Source organism: Ectobacillus funiculus, assembly GCF_004138295.1.
Lineage (GTDB): Bacteria > Bacillota > Bacilli > Bacillales > Bacillaceae_G > Ectobacillus > Ectobacillus funiculus.
In genome coordinates, this window is record NZ_SCFM01000006.1 from 107,663 (window position 1) to 124,316 (window position 16,654).

The following is a 16,654-nucleotide window of genomic DNA, read 5'->3' on the forward strand; positions in this document are numbered from 1 at the left end:
CATTAGTACCTCGGCTTTCTATCTCTAATTTCCTGAACAAATTCCACATAATGATCATAGCGGTAGCGGGCAATTGCGCCCTCGTCTACCGCTGTTTTCACTGCGCATTTTGGTTCAGCTATATGTGTACAACCTCTAAACTTACAATATTGACTTTGTTCTTTTAACTCAGGGAAACAATTTGTTGCGTCCTCTACCTCAATATCAATAAAATCAAGGGAGCTAAAGCCTGGCGTATCAGCAACAAGACCATCACCGACCTCAATCAGCTCTACATGTCTTGTCGTATGCTTCCCACGACCTAAATGAGCGGAAATACCGCTCGTTTTCAGTTCCAGTTCCGGACGAAGCAAATTCAAAAGTGTCGATTTTCCAACTCCAGATTGACCGGCAATAACCGATACTCGTCCATCTAAAAAGGGGCGCAGCCTGTCCACACTCTCCGCTGCGGTTTTCGAGGTAAACATCACCTCATACCCAATTTCCCTGTAATTGTGTGCGAATGCCTCCACTCGTTTTCTTGTGTCATCATCCGCTAAATCCATTTTGCTAATACAAATAATTGGCGTAATGGCATTATACTCAATCAGCATAAGAAAACGGTCTAACAGAAGTGAACTAAAGCCCGGCTCAACTGCGGAAAATACAAGAATAGCTTGATCAATGTTTGCAATTGGCGGTCTGACAAGCTCATTTTTTCGTTCTAACACTTCTAATATATAACCATCCGTATTGTTCTCTGCCTGAAACACAACTTCATCGCCAACAAGAGGGTTCACTTTATTCTTCCGGAACACTCCTCTTCCACGGCATTGCGTAATACCTTCTTCGTGTGCCACGTAATAAAATCCGCTTAAAGCCTTGATGATTTTTCCAGCTGGCATACACTCACTCCTTGTTCCACTAATCAGCCGGGTATGGAATTTCTTTTTCTACAATGGTTGTTCCATCACGCACAATTTTATAGCGAGCGCTTTTTTCATACTCGATCAAAAGATCGATAGAAATCGTAGTCGTCGCTGTAATTGTCCTCGTTTCAACCGGTCTTTCCATAGTATGCTCCGCATCCTCTTTATAAATTTCAACAGTTTGCGGCTTAGGCGACTCTTGAGCAGGCGTCTCAGTCCCAGACCCAGCTGCCCCAGACTCAGCAGACTCAGATTCAGCAGGCTTAGATTCGGCAGGCTTAGATTCGGCAGGCTTAGATTCAGCAGACTTAGATTCAGCAGGTTCATATGGGATGGTGATATTACTAATTGTTACCGTCTTGCGCGGTTTCTCTTTTGCGCCAGCGGAAATTACAATAGAAATTTTATCTCCCTCTTTTAAAAGTGTGCCTGCCTTTGGATCCTGTGAAATTACCATTCCTTTTTCTACCTTATCAGAGTAATCTTGCTTAAATTCGGTAACAAGATTTTTCTCGGAAGCATAGTTATTCACACTGCTTTCTGTCCAACCGGTAAAATCAGCTACTGCCATTCTTTTCGGACCTTCACTAATCCAAATGCGCACTTCCTGCTCCTTCTCAATGATAGAATCCCCGGCCTTCGGAAATTGATCGAGAATTTGCCCCTTAGCTTGCTCGCTTTCCGTATAGTATGTAACCACATTCGCATATTGTGCTGCCAATGATGCCTTTATACTATCATATTGAAGACCAATAAGCTGCTGCATCTCCTTCTTTTTCTTGCCACCCGACTTAAAAATTGTAATCTTTGTATTTTCTTTAACAATCTTTCCCGCTTCAGGACTTGTCTTAATCGTATCACCCTCCGCAACCTCGTCGCTGTAAATAATTTGCGGTGACGTGACATCAAACCCTTTTGCTACTAGGGTTGTTACTGCTTCTTCATACGGCTTGCCCGTAACGTCAGGAACCGCCACTTCCTTTGGAGCAAAGAGTTTAGGAACGACCGTGACCGCAAACGCCCCTCCTAAGCCTAGAAGTAAAACCAAGGTAAGGAGAACCTGCCACACCTTTTTCTTCTTTTTCACTTTCTTCGGCTGTTCTTCCGGCTCTGACTCTGGCTCTTTCTTTGCCCCCTCCCACTTCCCGCTCATAATGATCGTTTCATCACTAGCACTTTCCTGAAATGCTTCTTGACGGATAATCGGGATTGCTTTTGTTGCTTCCATATCGTCTGGGATAGAGAATCTCTCTTCATTCGCCCGCTCCGGATACAATGCCGTCATAATATCTTCTTTCATTTCATTCACAGAGTCATATCGATGAAAGGGATCTTTTGAAGTTGCTTTTAAAATGATATTTTCCACACTTTGTGGGATATCCGGATTCCAGCGCTTCGGTGACGGCGTTTCGTTTTGTAAATGTTTAAGCGCAATCGATACTGCCGACTCTCCGGAAAATGGCGGACGGCCGGTCAATAGTTCAAACATGACAATACCGAGTGAGTAAATGTCAGACTTTTTATTCGCAATGCCTCCACGTGCCTGCTCAGGCGATAGATAATGAACAGAGCCAAGCACAGAGTTCGTATGTGTAATTGTTGTAGCACTCGTCGCAGTGGCAATCCCAAAATCAGTGACCTTTACGAGACCATCGTCGCGAATTAAGATGTTTTGCGGCTTAATATCCCGATGAACAATTTCAAAATGGTGCGCATGCGCCATCGCTGACGTAAGCTGCTCCATAATATCAAGAGATTCTCTGACCGAGAGCATCCCCTGCTGTTGTATGTATTGCTTTAAGGTTTGACCGGGAACATATTCCATAACAAGATAATAAATTCCATCCTCTTCTCCAACATCATAAATATTTACGACATTTGGATGAGACAATGAGGTGACAGATTGTGCTTCACGGTGGAAACGCTTAATAAACTCCTCGTTATTCGAATAATCTAAACGAAGAATTTTCACTGCCACCTCTCGGTCTAAAATAACGTCATGCCCCAAATATACATTGGCCATGCCGCCTCCCCCAATTACTTTCAACAGCTTGTAACGGTCATTGAGACGTTTTCCAATCATCACGTTCCCCCTCACCTGCTTCCATCTGACGAATCGGTATAGTGAACGATTACAAGCGTAATATTATCCTCTCCACCACCGTCATTGGCGAGTTGGATGAGCTGCTCGCCCTTTTTCTCGATTTCTCCATCAGCATGCAAAATATGCTTGAGTTGCTCGTGGGAGACTTTGTTGGACAAACCGTCTGAACAAAGAAGCATTTGGTCTCCTTGCTCAAGCACCAATGTCTTCACATCTAAATCAACAGTCTGTTCCGTTCCAAGCGCACGCAGCAGCACATTTTTTTTCGGGTGGGACTCGGCATCCTCCTTCGTAATCTCTCCATGCCGAACGAGCTCATTTACGAGGGAATGATCTTCTGTTACTAAAGAGAGTTCATCCTCAGATAGAATATAGCAGCGACTATCTCCAATATGGCCAATTGTAACAAACTGGCTTGTACAAAGCGCTGCGACAATCGTCGTTCCCATACCTTGACACTCTTCATGGCTTTCAGCATATTTGTACAAACGCTCATTAATGATGTGAACATGATCTCTCAGCCAGCTCTCCATCTTTTTCGGCGTATCCATGTTGTACGTTTGCTTCCAATAATCATGAAACAGCTGGATGGTCATCGAGCTGGCTACATCGCCTGCCCGATGACCTCCCATCCCGTCTGCTACAATGGCTAAAATGTCACCGTCTAAATTTTGAAACACTCCGGCACAATCTTCGTTATGCGGGCGAACTTTTCCCCGGTCGGATAGAAAAACGGTCCTCATTTTGTCACCTCGTCTCCTCTTTGCGCTCCTTTGCTCGCAATTGTCCGCAGGCCGCATCAATATCATGGCCCTGCTCACGGCGAATCGTTACGTTCACTCCATGGTTTTTCAAGATCTTTTCAAAGCGAAAGATTTGCTCACGCGGCGTTCTTACATAATTCCGCTCAGGCACGTAATTAACTGGAATCAGGTTAATATGACATCTTAAACCTTTTACAAGCTTCGCCAATTCTTCTGCATGCTCATCCTGATCATTCTCTCCCCCGAACAATCCATATTCAAAGGTAATGCGGCGGCCTGTTTTTTCTGTGTAGTGCTTGACTGCTTCAATCAGGTCCGGCAATTTATATGCCCGGTTAATTGGCATGAGCTTAGAACGAAGCTCCGTATTTGGCGCATGCAATGAAATCGCAAAATTGATTTGTAAATCCTCTTCTGCAAATTTATAAATTTTCGGGATAATTCCGCTCGTTGATACCGTAATATGACGCGCCCCGATATGAAGACCCTTATCATGATTCATAATACGCAAAAACGACATAAGATGATCGTAGTTGTCAAATGGCTCACCGATTCCCATTACAACAATTGAGCTGACACGCTCCTCTGTCTCATCGAGTGCCCGCTGCACCTCAACAACCTGCGCTACGATTTCCCCTGCCTCTAGGTTCCGCTTCAGCCCGCCAAGCGTAGAAGCACAAAATGTACAGCCAATGCGGCAGCCGACCTGTGTTGTCACACAAATGGAGTTGCCATACTCGTGTCTCATGAGCACTGTTTCAATCGAATAACCGTCATGCAGCTCAAACAAAAACTTAATCGTTCCATCAGAGGACGTTTGCTTCACTAACGTTTTTAATGTGGTGATGCCAAAAGAATTCGACAATTTCTCACGCAATCCTTTTGAAATGTTCGACATTTCTTCAAAAGATATCGCACGTTTTTTATAAAGCCAATCGTAAATTTGTCCAGCGCGGAATTTCGGCTCTCCCTGCTCCTTGATCCATTGCTCTAACTCATGCAGCTGCAAGGAATAAATGGACGGCTTGTTTTCTTGTTTTGTTTCTTTCTTCGTTACTGTTGTTTCCATGTTGTTACACCTTCCTTCGCAAACAAGCAATATAAAATCCGTCTGTCGCAAAGTAATGCGGCAAAATTTGCACCTGCCCATCATGCGTATACGGTTCTAATGCCTTTGGAAGCCTTTCTTTCATTGAAATATCCCACTCAAACTCTGGATGGGATTGTAGAAATTGCTGCATTACATTCTCATTTTCTGTTTTCTCAATTGTACACGTACTATATACAAGACGTCCTCCCCGTTTTAAAAGAGGCGCCACCTCATGTAAAATTGCAAGCTGGATATGGGAGAGCCTTTCGCTATCCTCTGGCTGCTTGCCAAGCTTTATGTCCGGCTTTCTGCGAATTACGCCAAAGCCTGAGCACGGTGCATCAACTAAAATTTTATCAAAGCTCTCTGGACGGAAAGCTTCCCCAACCTTTCTCGCATCCATCGCTTTTGTGTCGACATTGGCTAAGCCAAGACGATCTGCCTGCTGCCGGATGAGCTTCACCTTATGGGGATGCAAATCGAGGGAAAGCACACGCCCCGTTCCATGCAATCGTTCTGCAATATGTGTTGTTTTCCCGCCAGGCGCCGCGCAGCTATCTAGGACATCATCCCCTTGCTCAGGTCCAAGAGCACGGGCCACAAGCATGGAACTTTCATCCTGGATAGATAAAAATCCGTCCTGAAAGGCGCGTGTATGGGCGACATTGCCCTTCTCAATCAAAATAGCATCCTCTGCCAATTCCCCGCGTCTCGCCTCAACACCTTCTTCCTTCAGCCTGACGAGCGCCCCCTCTACCGTTGTTTTACTCACATTCACCCGTGCGGTCGGTACAGGCGGCAGCATATTTACTTCACACATTTTTCTCGCTGCGTCTATGCCATACTCCTCGATCCATTCCTGCACGAGCCATTTTGGATGACTTGTCTCCACCGCAAGGCGCTCGGCCGGATTACTAATCGTTTCAAGCGAAGGAACACCTTGGCGCTGCACAGAACGAAGCACGCCGTTTACTAAAGAAGCAATCCCTTGATGACCTCGCTTCTTCGCAATCTCTACCGCTTCATGAATCACCGCATGAGGTGGTACTCTATCTAAAAACAGCATTTGATATAAGGATAAGCGAAGAAGGATTTTGACCCACTGCTCTGGCTTTTTTTTCAAAAACGGCTGCAAATAAAAATCCAGCGCTTCTCGTCTTTGGATCGTGCCATAGACGATTTCTGTCAAGAGGCCTGTATCCTTTCCCTCCATCTTATTCTTTTCAATTAAGCTGTTAAGCAAGAGGTTGCTGTAGGCTCCGCTTTTTTCAACCTGCAGCAGCCCCTCTAACGCGAGCTCACGAACGTTTTTTTTCATTCTTCCGCTCCTAACTGGATACCTGTTTGCAGCTTCATGCCGCGCAAAAACTCAGTACCGCTCATCCGCTTCTTGCCGGCAGGCTGCAAATCTGTAATTTTAATTGCCGTTTCATTACCAGTCGCAACAACAAAGCCATCAGCTTCAATGGATAAGATCATTCCCGGTTCATTTCTTGAAGCATGAATCTTCTCTCCCCACCATACTTTAACCACTTGGCCTTGCAATGTTGTATACGCAACCGGCCACGGATGCATGCCGCGAATATGGTTATAAATCTCTTCTCCAGATTTGGACCAATCGATTTTCTCCTGCTCCCGTTTAATATTGTACGCAAATGTTGCGTGTTCTTCATCCTGCTTAGCTGGAGTAATCTTTCCATCCAATAATAAAGGTATCGTATTGGATAAAAGCTCCGCGCCAGCAGCACTTAGTTTATCATGCAGCGTGCCAACCGTATCACGCTCTTCAATCGGTACCTCTACCTGAGTTAACATATCGCCGGCATCCAATTTTTCTACCATATACATAATCGTAACGCCTGTTTTTTCTTTTCCTTGTATAATCGAATAGTGGATCGGTGCGCCGCCGCGCAGCTCCGGCAGTAAGGAGGCATGCACATTAATACAACCGTGTGCAGGCGCCTCTAAAAGCTCTTTTGGCAAAATTTGTCCAAAAGCCGCTGTTACAACTAAATCCGGCTGTAATGCCATCACCTTTTCATATTCCTCTTTCTCTCGGATTCTCTGCGGCTGCAGTACCAAAATCCCGTGCTTTTCAGCCTCTACCTTCACTGGCGGCGGCGTAAGCACCTTTTTTCTGCCGACCGGCCGATCTGGCTGTGTGACAACTCCTATTACCTCATAGCCGTCTTTAATAATTTGACGCAAAACAGGAACAGAGAAATCAGGCGTTCCCATAAATACTACCTTTACCATTTGTTTATTCTCTCCTTATGCCTCTTCTAGCTCACCCGGCTCGTAATAACGCGTCACCTTAGACGTAAACAATACGCCATTTAGATGATCAATTTCATGCTGAATCGCACGTGCCAAAAATTCTCTTGCCTCTAACAGAAACACTTTTCCCTTACGATTTTGCGCCCGTACCTTCACATAATCGGCGCGCTTGACCTCCCCAAACACATCCGGAAAGCTTAAGCATCCCTCGGGGCCCACCTGTTCGCCGCGTGCCTCTAAAATGACTGGATTAATTAACTCAATACGGCCATGCTTGTCTCCAACATCGACGATTGCCACTTGCTTTAATACGCCGACCTGCGGCGCCGCAAGACCAACACCGTCAGCCTCAAGCATCGTCTCATACATATCGTTTAACAGTTTCACTAATTTTTTATCAAAATCCAAAACGCGGTTACATGCTGTTTCAAGAACCTCGTTCGGATGCGTTACAATTTGTAAAATGGTCATGCCTGTCCTCCGCTACATTAACATAGTTGGGTTGAAATCAATCGAAATTTGCAAATCCTTGCCTAGCTCCGCTTGATAATGCTCGTTCACTAGACGCAATACATGCTTTAAGTTCGGTTCCCGCTTGTATTTTATCATGCATTGATAGCGATATCTATCTTTTATCCTCGGGATCGATGACGCTGCAGGTCCTAAAATAATGGTCTCCGGAGCGCAATGCTGCCGTAAAAAGGAGACAATTTTTTCGGTTACCTGGACGGCTTTTAATAGTTCCGGATGAGAAACCGTCACAAGCGTCAAGTAGTAATACGGCGGATATTGGCCGTTTTTGCGCATATACATTTCCCGTTCAAAAAATACGTCATACTCCTGCTGCTTCGCAAGCTCCACACTATAATGCTCCGGCGTGTACGTTTGAATGACAACCTCGCCCGGCAAATGATGGCGTCCAGCGCGGCCGCTTACTTGCGTGAGCAGCTGGTACGTTTTTTCACTTGCCCGAAAATCCGGTAAGTGCAGCATCGTATCCGCCGTCAATACCCCTACAAGCGTTACGTGCGGAAAATCAAGCCCCTTGGCAATCATTTGCGTTCCAAGTAAAATATCTGCCTTTCCTTCTCCAAATGCGCCCAGCAGCTTTTCGTGCGCACCTTTTCGGCTCGTTGTATCTACATCCATCCGAATGACACGCGCCTCGGGAAAAAGCCGCGTCAGCTCCTCCTCGACCTTTTGCGTTCCCGTTCCGAAAAAACGGATATAGGTGCTGCTGCATGCTGGACATTCATTTGGCATCGGCTCTTCATAATTACAATAATGGCATTTCAGCCTTTGGTTCATCCGGTGGTAGGTTAAGGAAATATCACAATGCGGGCATTGCAGTACATATCCGCAATCGCGGCACATAACAAATGTAGAATGGCCGCGTCGGTTGAGAAATAGTACCGTCTGCTCCCCTCGCTCGAGACGCTGCAAAATTTTCTCATGAAGCAAACGGGAAAACATAGAACGGTTTCCCTCGCGCAATTCTTCGCGCATGTCAATAATATCAACAGCAGGCAACGCCCTCTCGTTCATTCGCTTTTTCATCGTGAGCAGCTGATACACGCCCTTTTTCGCACGCGCAAAGGATTCGAGCGTCGGCGTTGCACTGCCGAGCACAATTGGACAATTGTGGTATCGTCCGCGCCACACGGCAACCTCCCGCGCGTGATAACGCGGGTTATCCTCTTGCTTATAGCTTGATTCATGCTCCTCATCAATAATAATAATCCCAAGGTTTTCAAACGGTGCGAACACAGCGGAGCGCGCGCCCACAACAACACGCACTTCTTTTCGAAGAATCTTTCTCCATTCATCATACTTCTCCCCGACAGAGAGCGCACTGTGAAGCACAGCAACCTGAGAACCGAACCGTCCCTTAAAACGGTGTACCATTTGCGGTGTTAACGAGATTTCGGGTACGAGTACAATCGCTTCCTTTCCCTGCTTTAACACCTCTTCAATCGATTGTAAATACACCTCTGTTTTCCCGCTTCCCGTCACCCCATACATCAAAAAGACATCATGACGGTTTTGCTGCACGCTTGATAAAATAGGCGTAATCACCTGCTGCTGCTCCTCTGTAAGCGGTAGCGGCTTTGTCCGCGCAAAGCTTTCGTCGTCGTACGGGTTACGGTAGATTTCTACATATGTCTCATGCAGCAGTCCCTTTTTCACAAGCGCCTTCACAGGACCGTCTGTAATGCCTAGCTCATCCTTTAGTTCCTTCAACGGAACCGATCGATAGTTTTCAAGAAAATAATATAAAACATCCTGCTGCTTCCCATTTCGTAACGAAGCAGCTTCCTTTTCAAGCTCCTCCTCAGGAGGAATCGGGCGAATCACTTTTTGTTTTTTCTTTTGAACGCGGTCCTTGATTTTATATACAAGTTCAATGGTACCAGCGGCAATGCTTTCCCGCACATTTTTGTATAGATTCGGCTGTTTCTCTAGCTCCTCCCAATCTAACGTTTCCTTCCCTCGAAATAGCAGCTGCACCTCTTCTGGTACATTCCCTTTTAGGAGGAGCTGTTTCTTATAAGAGGCTTTAATCGCTGTAGGCAGCATCGCCTGAAAAGCGGAAATAGTAAAGCAAAGTGTTTCGTCCGTCAGCCAAAAACCTAGACTGAGCAGCTCTTCGTTTAGTACAGGTGTTACATCCAGCAGGTCTGCCAACTCTTTTATTTTTTGTACATCAACATCAACTGTATCCTTGACCGCGATCACAAAGCCTTGCAGCTTGCGCGGACCAAAGGGAACCGCCACACGCATACCTGGGACAACAAGATCCTCCCAGCGCTCCGGAATCAAATAATCGAACGGGCGATCCGTCTGGCGCGCCGGTACGTCTACGATAACACTTGCGATCCTCATAGAGTACCCTCAAATAACAACTGCACTTCCTCTAAAATACGATGTGCCACTTCTGCTTTTGATAGAAGCGGCAGGGGAATTACATCACCGCTCTGTTTATACATCGTGACAATATTTGTATCCGTGCCAAAGCCTGCTCCTTCTGCTTTGACATCGTTCGCAACAATCATATCCAAATTTTTCGTCTCTAGCTTTTGCTGAGCGTAATACGCTACATCCACTGTTTCAGCGGCAAAACCGATGAGCAATTGCTGCTCCTTTTTCTCACCGAGCGTTTTTAAAATATCTGTGGTCCGCTCCAGCTCAAGAACAAGCTCGCCGGCTCGCTTCTTCATTTTCTCGCTATGTACAGTTTTTGGACGATAATCCGCAACGGCGGCTGTTTTAATTACAACGTCCATATCCGGATATCGCGAGAGTACAGCTTCAAGCATGTCCTGTGCTGATTCAACCCGCACGACCTTCGCGCCGGATGGGACCTGTAAATCCGTCGGTCCTGTTACAAGCGTCACATCCGCCCCCATCTTAATGGCCTCCTGGACAATTGCATAGCCCATTTTTCCAGAAGAAAAGTTACTTAAATAACGCACTGGGTCAATCCTTTCCCGCGTAGGTCCAGCTGTAACAAGGATTTTCTTTCCTGCGAGCAGCTGCTTTTCCTGCCAAAATTCCTTCAGCAATGCTATAATCGTTTCCGGCTCCTCCAAACGTCCCTTTGCTACATAACCGCAAGCTAAAAAGCCTTCGCCCGGCTCAATGAAATGATACCCAAAGCGTTGCAGCGTCAGCATATTTTGCTGCACTGCCGCGTGCTCATACATATGCACATTCATCGCAGGCGCGATCCACACAGGTGCTGTCGCTGCTAAAAGGGTTGTTGTGATCATATCATCCGCAATACCATTCGCCAGCTTACCAATTGTATTGGCAGTTGCCGGTGCTACTAAAATCACATCTGCCCAATCCGCTAAATCAATATGAGAAATCACAGAAGGGTCCTTTTCTGCAAACGTGTCTGTATACACCTCATGGCGGGATAACGCCTGAAACGTGAGCGGTGTTACAAATTTACATGCGGATGCACTCATGATGACCTTGACAATCGCACCCTCCTGCACTAGCTTGCTTGTTAAAGCCGCAGCTTTAAAGACGGCAATGCCTCCCGTTACGCATAGCAAAACATGTTTTCCCTTCATTGTGCCCTTGTCCTCTCTATGTAAAGTACGTTATCTTTATCGTAAAAAAAGAACAACCTACTTGTAAATAGGTTGTCGGCGTTTCATCATGGAGCTTGTCCGTATTATTTTTGGAAATTATCTTCCGTCGGTTTATAGTCAAGCATTCTGCCGTGAATTTCCTCAAGCGCTTTTCCAACATACTTATGAGATACCGGACGGCTCACGCGGCACTCTCCTTGCTGCTCTTGCATTTCTCTTGCACGCTTCGCAGCTACTGTCACAAGTGTGTATTTCGAATCAATTTTCGTAAGTAAAGAGTCAATGGATGGGTATAACATATTATTCAACCTCCGTCATTTGTTTATAATATTTCGCAACTCGTTCGCGGCGGCAATGCTCGCTCACTACAATCGCTTTAATGCGGTCACATGCAAGCTGCACCTCATCGTTCTCCACGACATAATCATAGGCGTCCATCATTTCAATTTCTTCCTTCGCTACCGTTAAACGATTATGAATCACATCTTCTGTTTCTGTTCCGCGACCTACAATGCGGCTTTTTAGTTCCGATAAGCTCGGAGGTGCCAAAAAGATAAATACGCCTTCTGGAAAAGCCTTTTTTACTTGGAGCGCACCTTGTACTTCAATTTCCAAAAAGACGTCCTTTCCTTGTTGCAGCGTTTGTTCTACATATGCGATCGGAGTGCCGTAATAGTTGCCGACAAACTCCGCCCACTCTAGCAATTCATTGTTTGCAATCATTCGTTCAAACTCTTCACGCATTTTAAAGAAATAATCAACACCGTTCACTTCTCCTTCGCGCGGGTTACGCGTTGTTGCTGAAACGGAATATTGAAACTGAATGTCTTCTTGGTTGAATAATGCTTTTCGCACCGTGCCTTTTCCGACGCCTGATGGTCCGGAAAGCACAATAAGCAGTCCTCGTTCACTTCTCATCTATATGTAAACCTGCCCTTCATCACTTAAGTCTTCCTTATGGCTCAACCGCTGCGCAATCGTCTCCGGCTGGACCAAACTGAGCACGCTATGCCCTTCATCCATCATCACGTTCATGTTCCGATCGTATATTGCGTACAGTAATAGATTTTGCTCACTTGCTTTCTGCACGAGACGCTTAATAGGAGCAGATTCCAAGCTTTCAATGCACAGATACAGGATTCTCGTACTCGATATTCAAATCTTGGGTCTTAATAAGTCTAACCGAATTTCCTATGCAATATAACAGCGTGCAAGCTATGATAGCTATTCAATATTTTGTACTTGTTCGCGAATTTTTTCAACATGATTTTTCATATCAACAACATATTTTGAAATAGTCAAGTCGTTTGCCTTCGATCCAATTGTGTTCATTTCCCGATGCATCTCTTGCACAATAAACTCAAGCTTTCGGCCAATAGGCTCCTGATCCATGAGCGTTTCATGAAATTGCTCAAGATGACTTTTCAAGCGAACAAGCTCTTCGTGTATATCACATCGGTCTGCATACAGCACAATCTCCGTGAGCAAACGCTGTTCATCTAAATCATGATTATACACTTCTTTCAGCTTTGCTTCTAGACGTTCGCGGTACTTTTGAACTACAGTCGGGGCATGCGGAATAATCGCATTCACGCATCCTTCAATATCACTGAGCCGCTGCTGCACGTCGTTATGTAACCGTTCCCCTTCAGTATCTCTCATCCTCCCAAGCATAGTGACAGCAGCTTCAACTGCTTCCTGCAAGCTTTCTTCAAACTCATCATTTAAACTCTCCGTTTCTTCGATAGACGCGACCTCAGGCATCATGAAAAGCTGCTGCACCGTGATAGCCTCGGGCATCTGAAACCTATGCTTTGTTTCCTCCATCGCCTTCTTATATTGCTCAAGCAAATCCCAATCAACATGAAGCCTTCTTGCGGACAGCTCTTCCCCTTCAAACGTCACAGACACTTCAAGACGTCCGCGGCGAATACGCTCTCCGATCTTTTTACGAATCATATCCTCAAATCTCATCATTCCTTTTGGAAGACGAATGCTCATCTCTAAAAAACGGTGGTTGACAGACTTCATCTCTACTGTAACATGAGTAGCATGTCCTGCCTTCGCACGCCCAAATCCAGTCATACTTGAAACCATCTTATCACATCCAAGTCATGATAGTCTGACTTCTACCTCGCGGCAAGCTCACGCGGGTTCAATTGAGTATCTCATATGGTTGCTAATCGTACACGCAGGAGGCGTGGTTTGACACAAAACACTCGAACGCTTTGGAGTTAGGAACTCGCCACAGAGGAGATACTCGACGTACAAGCGGTCCTCTGACCACATTTACATACGTCTTTTCTCTTTGCAGAGAAGGAAGCAAAGTCACACTCCCTTAGTTTTGTTAAAACAATTTAAAATCTATGATTAAACTTACCTGTTTTCTCGTTAATTGTTGCTTCTTTCGCTTTCTTCTGAAGAGCTTTGATGTCCATTTGTTCAATGATGAATTCATCACCTGGCGAACGCAAACGATTTACCTCTTCATTATGAGCATATTTACGGCTTTCCGATGCAATTCCTGAAGTCGGTCTTGCACTTTTACATATCGTTTGGAAATCTTCTATAACAGAATAGAAAAAGGTGAAAAGGGTAATAGAGAATTTTCTCTATTACCCTTCGAGATTATATCATATTTTTTTCCCTTTGCCTATTTTAAATTCACTTGTCCTTCATACATTACTCGCTTTTTCTTCTTTTTCTTATTCCCTGTTAATAGGGAACCCACAAGCATAAAGGTTGGAATAGATGATAATCCGATGATAAGCAGCCAATCGCGCGACTTAATCGGCAGTGTATCAAAAATCGGCTGGAGCGGCGGATAGTAAATGACAACAAGCATCAGCAGCACGGAAATGATTACAGCTCCAACTAAATATACATTGCCAAATGGATTGCGATGAAACACGGAATGCTCACTTCGGCAATCGAACACGTGAATAAGCTGTGCAAGTACGAGTGTTGCAAACGCAACCGTTTGTGCATACTTCAGCTCGTTCGGATTCTGATTATATGTGATAATAAACGCGAGCAACGTCACAAAGCCGATTAAAAACCCTCGGCTGATAATCTTCCAGCCAAGTCCTCTTGCAAATACCCCCTCTTTCGGATGACGAGGCTTTCGTCTCATCACGTCATCCTCAGGAGAATCGAGTCCAAGCGCCATTGCCGGCAATCCATCCGTAACTAGGTTAACCCAAAGAATTTGAATCGGTACAAGCGGCAACGGCAAGGCCAGAACCATCGCAAACAGCATCACAAGAATTTCGCCGACATTGGATGCGAGCAAGTACCGAATAAACTTCCGGATATTTTCGTAAATATTCCGTCCCTCTTGAATAGCGGATTTAATTGTCGCGAAATTGTCATCAAGCAAAATAAGCGACGAGGCTTCCTTTGCTACATCCGTACCGGTGATTCCCATAGCTACCCCAATATCTGAAGCCTTAATGGCCGGTGCATCATTCACTCCGTCTCCTGTCATTGCGACAATGTGACCTCTATTTTGAAGTGCTCTGACAATTTTTAATTTATGTTCCGGTGATACGCGAGCAAATACGTATGTGCTTTCCACAATATTCTCTAAATCTTCGACCGTCATATTCGCTAGCTCAGAACCCTCTACAGCCCTGCCCCCATCCGGCAAAATATCAAGCTGCTTCGCGATTGCCATCGCAGTTACTTTATGATCGCCTGTAATCATAATTGTTCTAATACCGGCCTCACGGCATTCTTGCACCGCCTGCTTTACCTCAGGACGCGGCGGATCTATCATCCCCTGCAAGCCAATAAGCATCAAGTTGCTCTCAGCATCCTGCTCGTTTTGTACTGTCTCTCCATCTTTGAGCTGTCTATATGCAATGGCAATCGTCCGCAGCGCTTGACTTCCTAACGCATGAATGGCTTGCTGCGTTTCATTTTTATATAGCGCCACCATCGGCTGCTGCTTATTGCTCCAAAGAATCGTGTGACTCACCTGCAATAAGACATCAGGTGCCCCCTTTGTCACAACAAACTGTTTTCCGTTCCTATCCCTTACAACTACACTCATCATTTTACGGGCGGAATCAAATGGAAACTCCTTCACAATTTGAAACTGTTCTTGCAGCCCTTCCCTTGTAATTCCCGCCTTCATAGCTGCAGCAACAAGCGCTCCTTCTGTCGGATCACCGTCTAAAACATAATCTTTTTTCCTCTTCATAATAGACGCATTGTTACATAATGTTCCAAAGGTTAAGAGCTGGTATAAGGAACGCGTATCCGTTACATTCACCGGCTCATTATTTCTTGTAAACGTACCAGACGGGTGATAGCCTTGCCCGCTGACGTTCCACATTTGACCTCCTGACCAAAGGTGCGTAACCATCATTTTATTTTGCGTCATTGTACCTGTTTTGTCTGAACAAATCACCGAGGCGCAGCCAAGTGTTTCTACAGCAGGCAGCTTACGTACAATAGAACGCTTTTTAATCATCCGCTGCACACCAAGAGAAAGCGCGACTGTCACAATAGCAGGCAATCCCTCAGGAATCGCGGCAACCGCCAGCGAAACACCGGCTAAAAACATATGATAGACGTTATTCCCTTGATATACACCGACCAACACAACTAGCGCTGTCAGAGCCAGGGCAATCACAATTAAAATTTTCCCAAGCTGCTCCAGCCTTCTTTGTAACGGGGTCTCGGCTTCCTCAGCGTTTTGCAGCATATTCGCGATTTGTCCCATCGCCGTCTTCATACCAGTGCCAATCACAACCCCTACGCCTGAACCGCGCGTAACCATCGTTCCCATAAAGGCCATATTAGATTGATCGCCAATGCCGACATTCACACCTTGAATCGCTTCAATTCTCTTTTGTACTGGAACGGATTCTCCTGTCAGGGCCGATTCCTCTATGTACAAACTGCTGGTTTCTACAAGACGAACGTCCGCCCCAATTCGGTCGCCGCTTGCAAATTTAATCACATCACCAATAACGAGACCCTTGGAAGGAATCTTCATCCACTTTCCGTTACGCAATACCGTCACTTGCGGGGCAGCCAGCTCCTTTAATGCCTCAAGTGACTTCTCTGCTTTTCGTTCCTGAAAAAAGCCGAGTACGCCATTAATAATGACAATCGCAACAATCGCAACGGCGTCGACCATTTCCCCAAGCAAAGCAGAAACAACCGTCGCTCCTATTAAAACGAGTACCATAAAGTCTTTAAATTGTGCCAAAAAAACGGCAAGCGCGGACGGACGTTTTGCTTCTTGCAGTTCATTGGGACCGAATTGTTTTAAGCGAGAGTTTACCTCCGGCTCCGTTAATCCGGCTTTCACATTCGTACTTGCTTTTTTTTCTACATCATGGGCACGCAGCTCATACCAATTCATTCTCTCACCTCAACTCTCTGATTGCGAGACATGC

General features: G+C 45.5%; 14 protein-coding genes. All 14 read right to left on the bottom strand.

What is annotated here, in order from left to right:
- Positions 1-2 precede the first annotated feature (2 nt).
- Positions 3-884 (bottom strand): ribosome small subunit-dependent GTPase A, encoded by an 882-nt coding sequence (gene rsgA, locus EP737_RS04895; protein ID WP_129726811.1) that lies wholly within the window; start codon positions 882-884, stop codon positions 3-5.
- Between the two features lie 19 nt (positions 885-903).
- Positions 904-2,994: a Stk1 family PASTA domain-containing Ser/Thr kinase gene (gene pknB, locus EP737_RS04900; protein WP_129726812.1), complete on the bottom strand. Its 2,091-nt coding sequence runs from the start codon at positions 2,992-2,994 to the stop codon at positions 904-906.
- A gap of 8 nt (positions 2,995-3,002) precedes the next feature.
- A complete protein-coding gene (locus EP737_RS04905) occupies positions 3,003-3,755 on the bottom strand; it encodes a Stp1/IreP family PP2C-type Ser/Thr phosphatase (protein WP_129726813.1) in 753 nt (250 codons plus the stop codon).
- Between the two features lie 4 nt (positions 3,756-3,759).
- Positions 3,760-4,845: a dual-specificity RNA methyltransferase RlmN gene (rlmN, locus tag EP737_RS04910; RefSeq protein WP_129726814.1), complete on the bottom strand. Its 1,086-nt coding sequence runs from the start codon at positions 4,843-4,845 to the stop codon at positions 3,760-3,762.
- A gap of 4 nt (positions 4,846-4,849) precedes the next feature.
- Positions 4,850-6,184 carry a 16S rRNA (cytosine(967)-C(5))-methyltransferase RsmB gene (rsmB, locus tag EP737_RS04915; RefSeq protein ID WP_129726815.1) on the bottom strand — a complete coding sequence of 445 codons (1,335 nt, stop codon included), beginning with the start codon at positions 6,182-6,184 and terminating at the stop codon, positions 4,850-4,852.
- Positions 6,181-7,122, bottom strand: coding sequence for a methionyl-tRNA formyltransferase (gene fmt / locus EP737_RS04920; RefSeq protein ID WP_129726816.1), 942 nt, complete (start codon positions 7,120-7,122; stop codon positions 6,181-6,183). The genes rsmB and fmt overlap by 4 nt, the downstream gene beginning before the upstream one ends.
- A gap of 15 nt (positions 7,123-7,137) precedes the next feature.
- A complete protein-coding gene (def, locus tag EP737_RS04925; RefSeq protein WP_129726817.1) occupies positions 7,138-7,614 on the bottom strand; it encodes a peptide deformylase in 477 nt (158 codons plus the stop codon).
- A gap of 12 nt (positions 7,615-7,626) precedes the next feature.
- Positions 7,627-10,026 (bottom strand): primosomal protein N', encoded by a 2,400-nt coding sequence (gene priA / locus EP737_RS04930; protein ID WP_129726818.1) that lies wholly within the window; start codon positions 10,024-10,026, stop codon positions 7,627-7,629.
- Complete coding sequence (gene coaBC / locus EP737_RS04935) at positions 10,023-11,222, bottom strand: bifunctional phosphopantothenoylcysteine decarboxylase/phosphopantothenate--cysteine ligase CoaBC (RefSeq protein ID WP_129726819.1); 1,200 nt, start codon at positions 11,220-11,222, stop codon at positions 10,023-10,025. The genes priA and coaBC overlap by 4 nt, the downstream gene beginning before the upstream one ends.
- A gap of 104 nt (positions 11,223-11,326) precedes the next feature.
- Complete coding sequence (rpoZ, locus tag EP737_RS04940; RefSeq protein WP_129726820.1) at positions 11,327-11,542, bottom strand: DNA-directed RNA polymerase subunit omega; 216 nt, start codon at positions 11,540-11,542, stop codon at positions 11,327-11,329.
- Position 11,543: 1 nt separating this feature from the next.
- Positions 11,544-12,161 (bottom strand): guanylate kinase, encoded by a 618-nt coding sequence (gene gmk / locus EP737_RS04945; protein ID WP_129726821.1) that lies wholly within the window; start codon positions 12,159-12,161, stop codon positions 11,544-11,546.
- Positions 12,162-12,398, bottom strand: coding sequence for an extracellular matrix/biofilm biosynthesis regulator RemA family protein (locus EP737_RS04950; RefSeq protein WP_129726822.1), 237 nt, complete (start codon positions 12,396-12,398; stop codon positions 12,162-12,164).
- A 69-nt stretch (positions 12,399-12,467) separates the two neighbouring features.
- The gene (locus EP737_RS04955) at positions 12,468-13,340 is read right to left on the bottom strand and encodes a YicC/YloC family endoribonuclease (RefSeq protein ID WP_129726823.1); all 873 of its coding nucleotides are present in this window, start codon (positions 13,338-13,340) and stop codon (positions 12,468-12,470) included.
- 556 nt (positions 13,341-13,896) lie between these two features.
- On the bottom strand, positions 13,897-16,620 hold the full coding sequence (locus tag EP737_RS04960; RefSeq protein WP_129726824.1) for a calcium-translocating P-type ATPase, SERCA-type: 2,724 nt from the start codon (positions 16,618-16,620) through the stop codon (positions 13,897-13,899).
- Positions 16,621-16,654: the final 34 nt, after the last annotated feature.

Coding starts and splice junctions, on each gene's coding strand:
- gmk (WP_129726821.1), bottom strand. CDS start 12,161: ATGAGAAGTGAACGAGGACTGCTTATTGTGCTTTCCGGACCATCAGGC.
- rsmB (WP_129726815.1), bottom strand. CDS start 6,184: ATGAAAAAAAACGTTCGTGAGCTCGCGTTAGAGGGGCTGCTGCAGGTT.
- EP737_RS04960 (WP_129726824.1), bottom strand. CDS start 16,620: ATGAATTGGTATGAGCTGCGTGCCCATGATGTAGAAAAAAAAGCAAGT.
- priA (WP_129726818.1), bottom strand. CDS start 10,026: ATGAGGATCGCAAGTGTTATCGTAGACGTACCGGCGCGCCAGACGGAT.
- fmt (WP_129726816.1), bottom strand. CDS start 7,122: ATGGTAAAGGTAGTATTTATGGGAACGCCTGATTTCTCTGTTCCTGTT.
- EP737_RS04905 (WP_129726813.1), bottom strand. CDS start 3,755: ATGAGGACCGTTTTTCTATCCGACCGGGGAAAAGTTCGCCCGCATAAC.
- def (WP_129726817.1), bottom strand. CDS start 7,614: ATGACCATTTTACAAATTGTAACGCATCCGAACGAGGTTCTTGAAACA.
- rlmN (WP_129726814.1), bottom strand. CDS start 4,845: ATGGAAACAACAGTAACGAAGAAAGAAACAAAACAAGAAAACAAGCCG.
- coaBC (WP_129726819.1), bottom strand. CDS start 11,222: ATGAAGGGAAAACATGTTTTGCTATGCGTAACGGGAGGCATTGCCGTC.
- rsgA (WP_129726811.1), bottom strand. CDS start 884: ATGCCAGCTGGAAAAATCATCAAGGCTTTAAGCGGATTTTATTACGTG.
- EP737_RS04955 (WP_129726823.1), bottom strand. CDS start 13,340: ATGGTTTCAAGTATGACTGGATTTGGGCGTGCGAAGGCAGGACATGCT.
- rpoZ (WP_129726820.1), bottom strand. CDS start 11,542: ATGTTATACCCATCCATTGACTCTTTACTTACGAAAATTGATTCGAAA.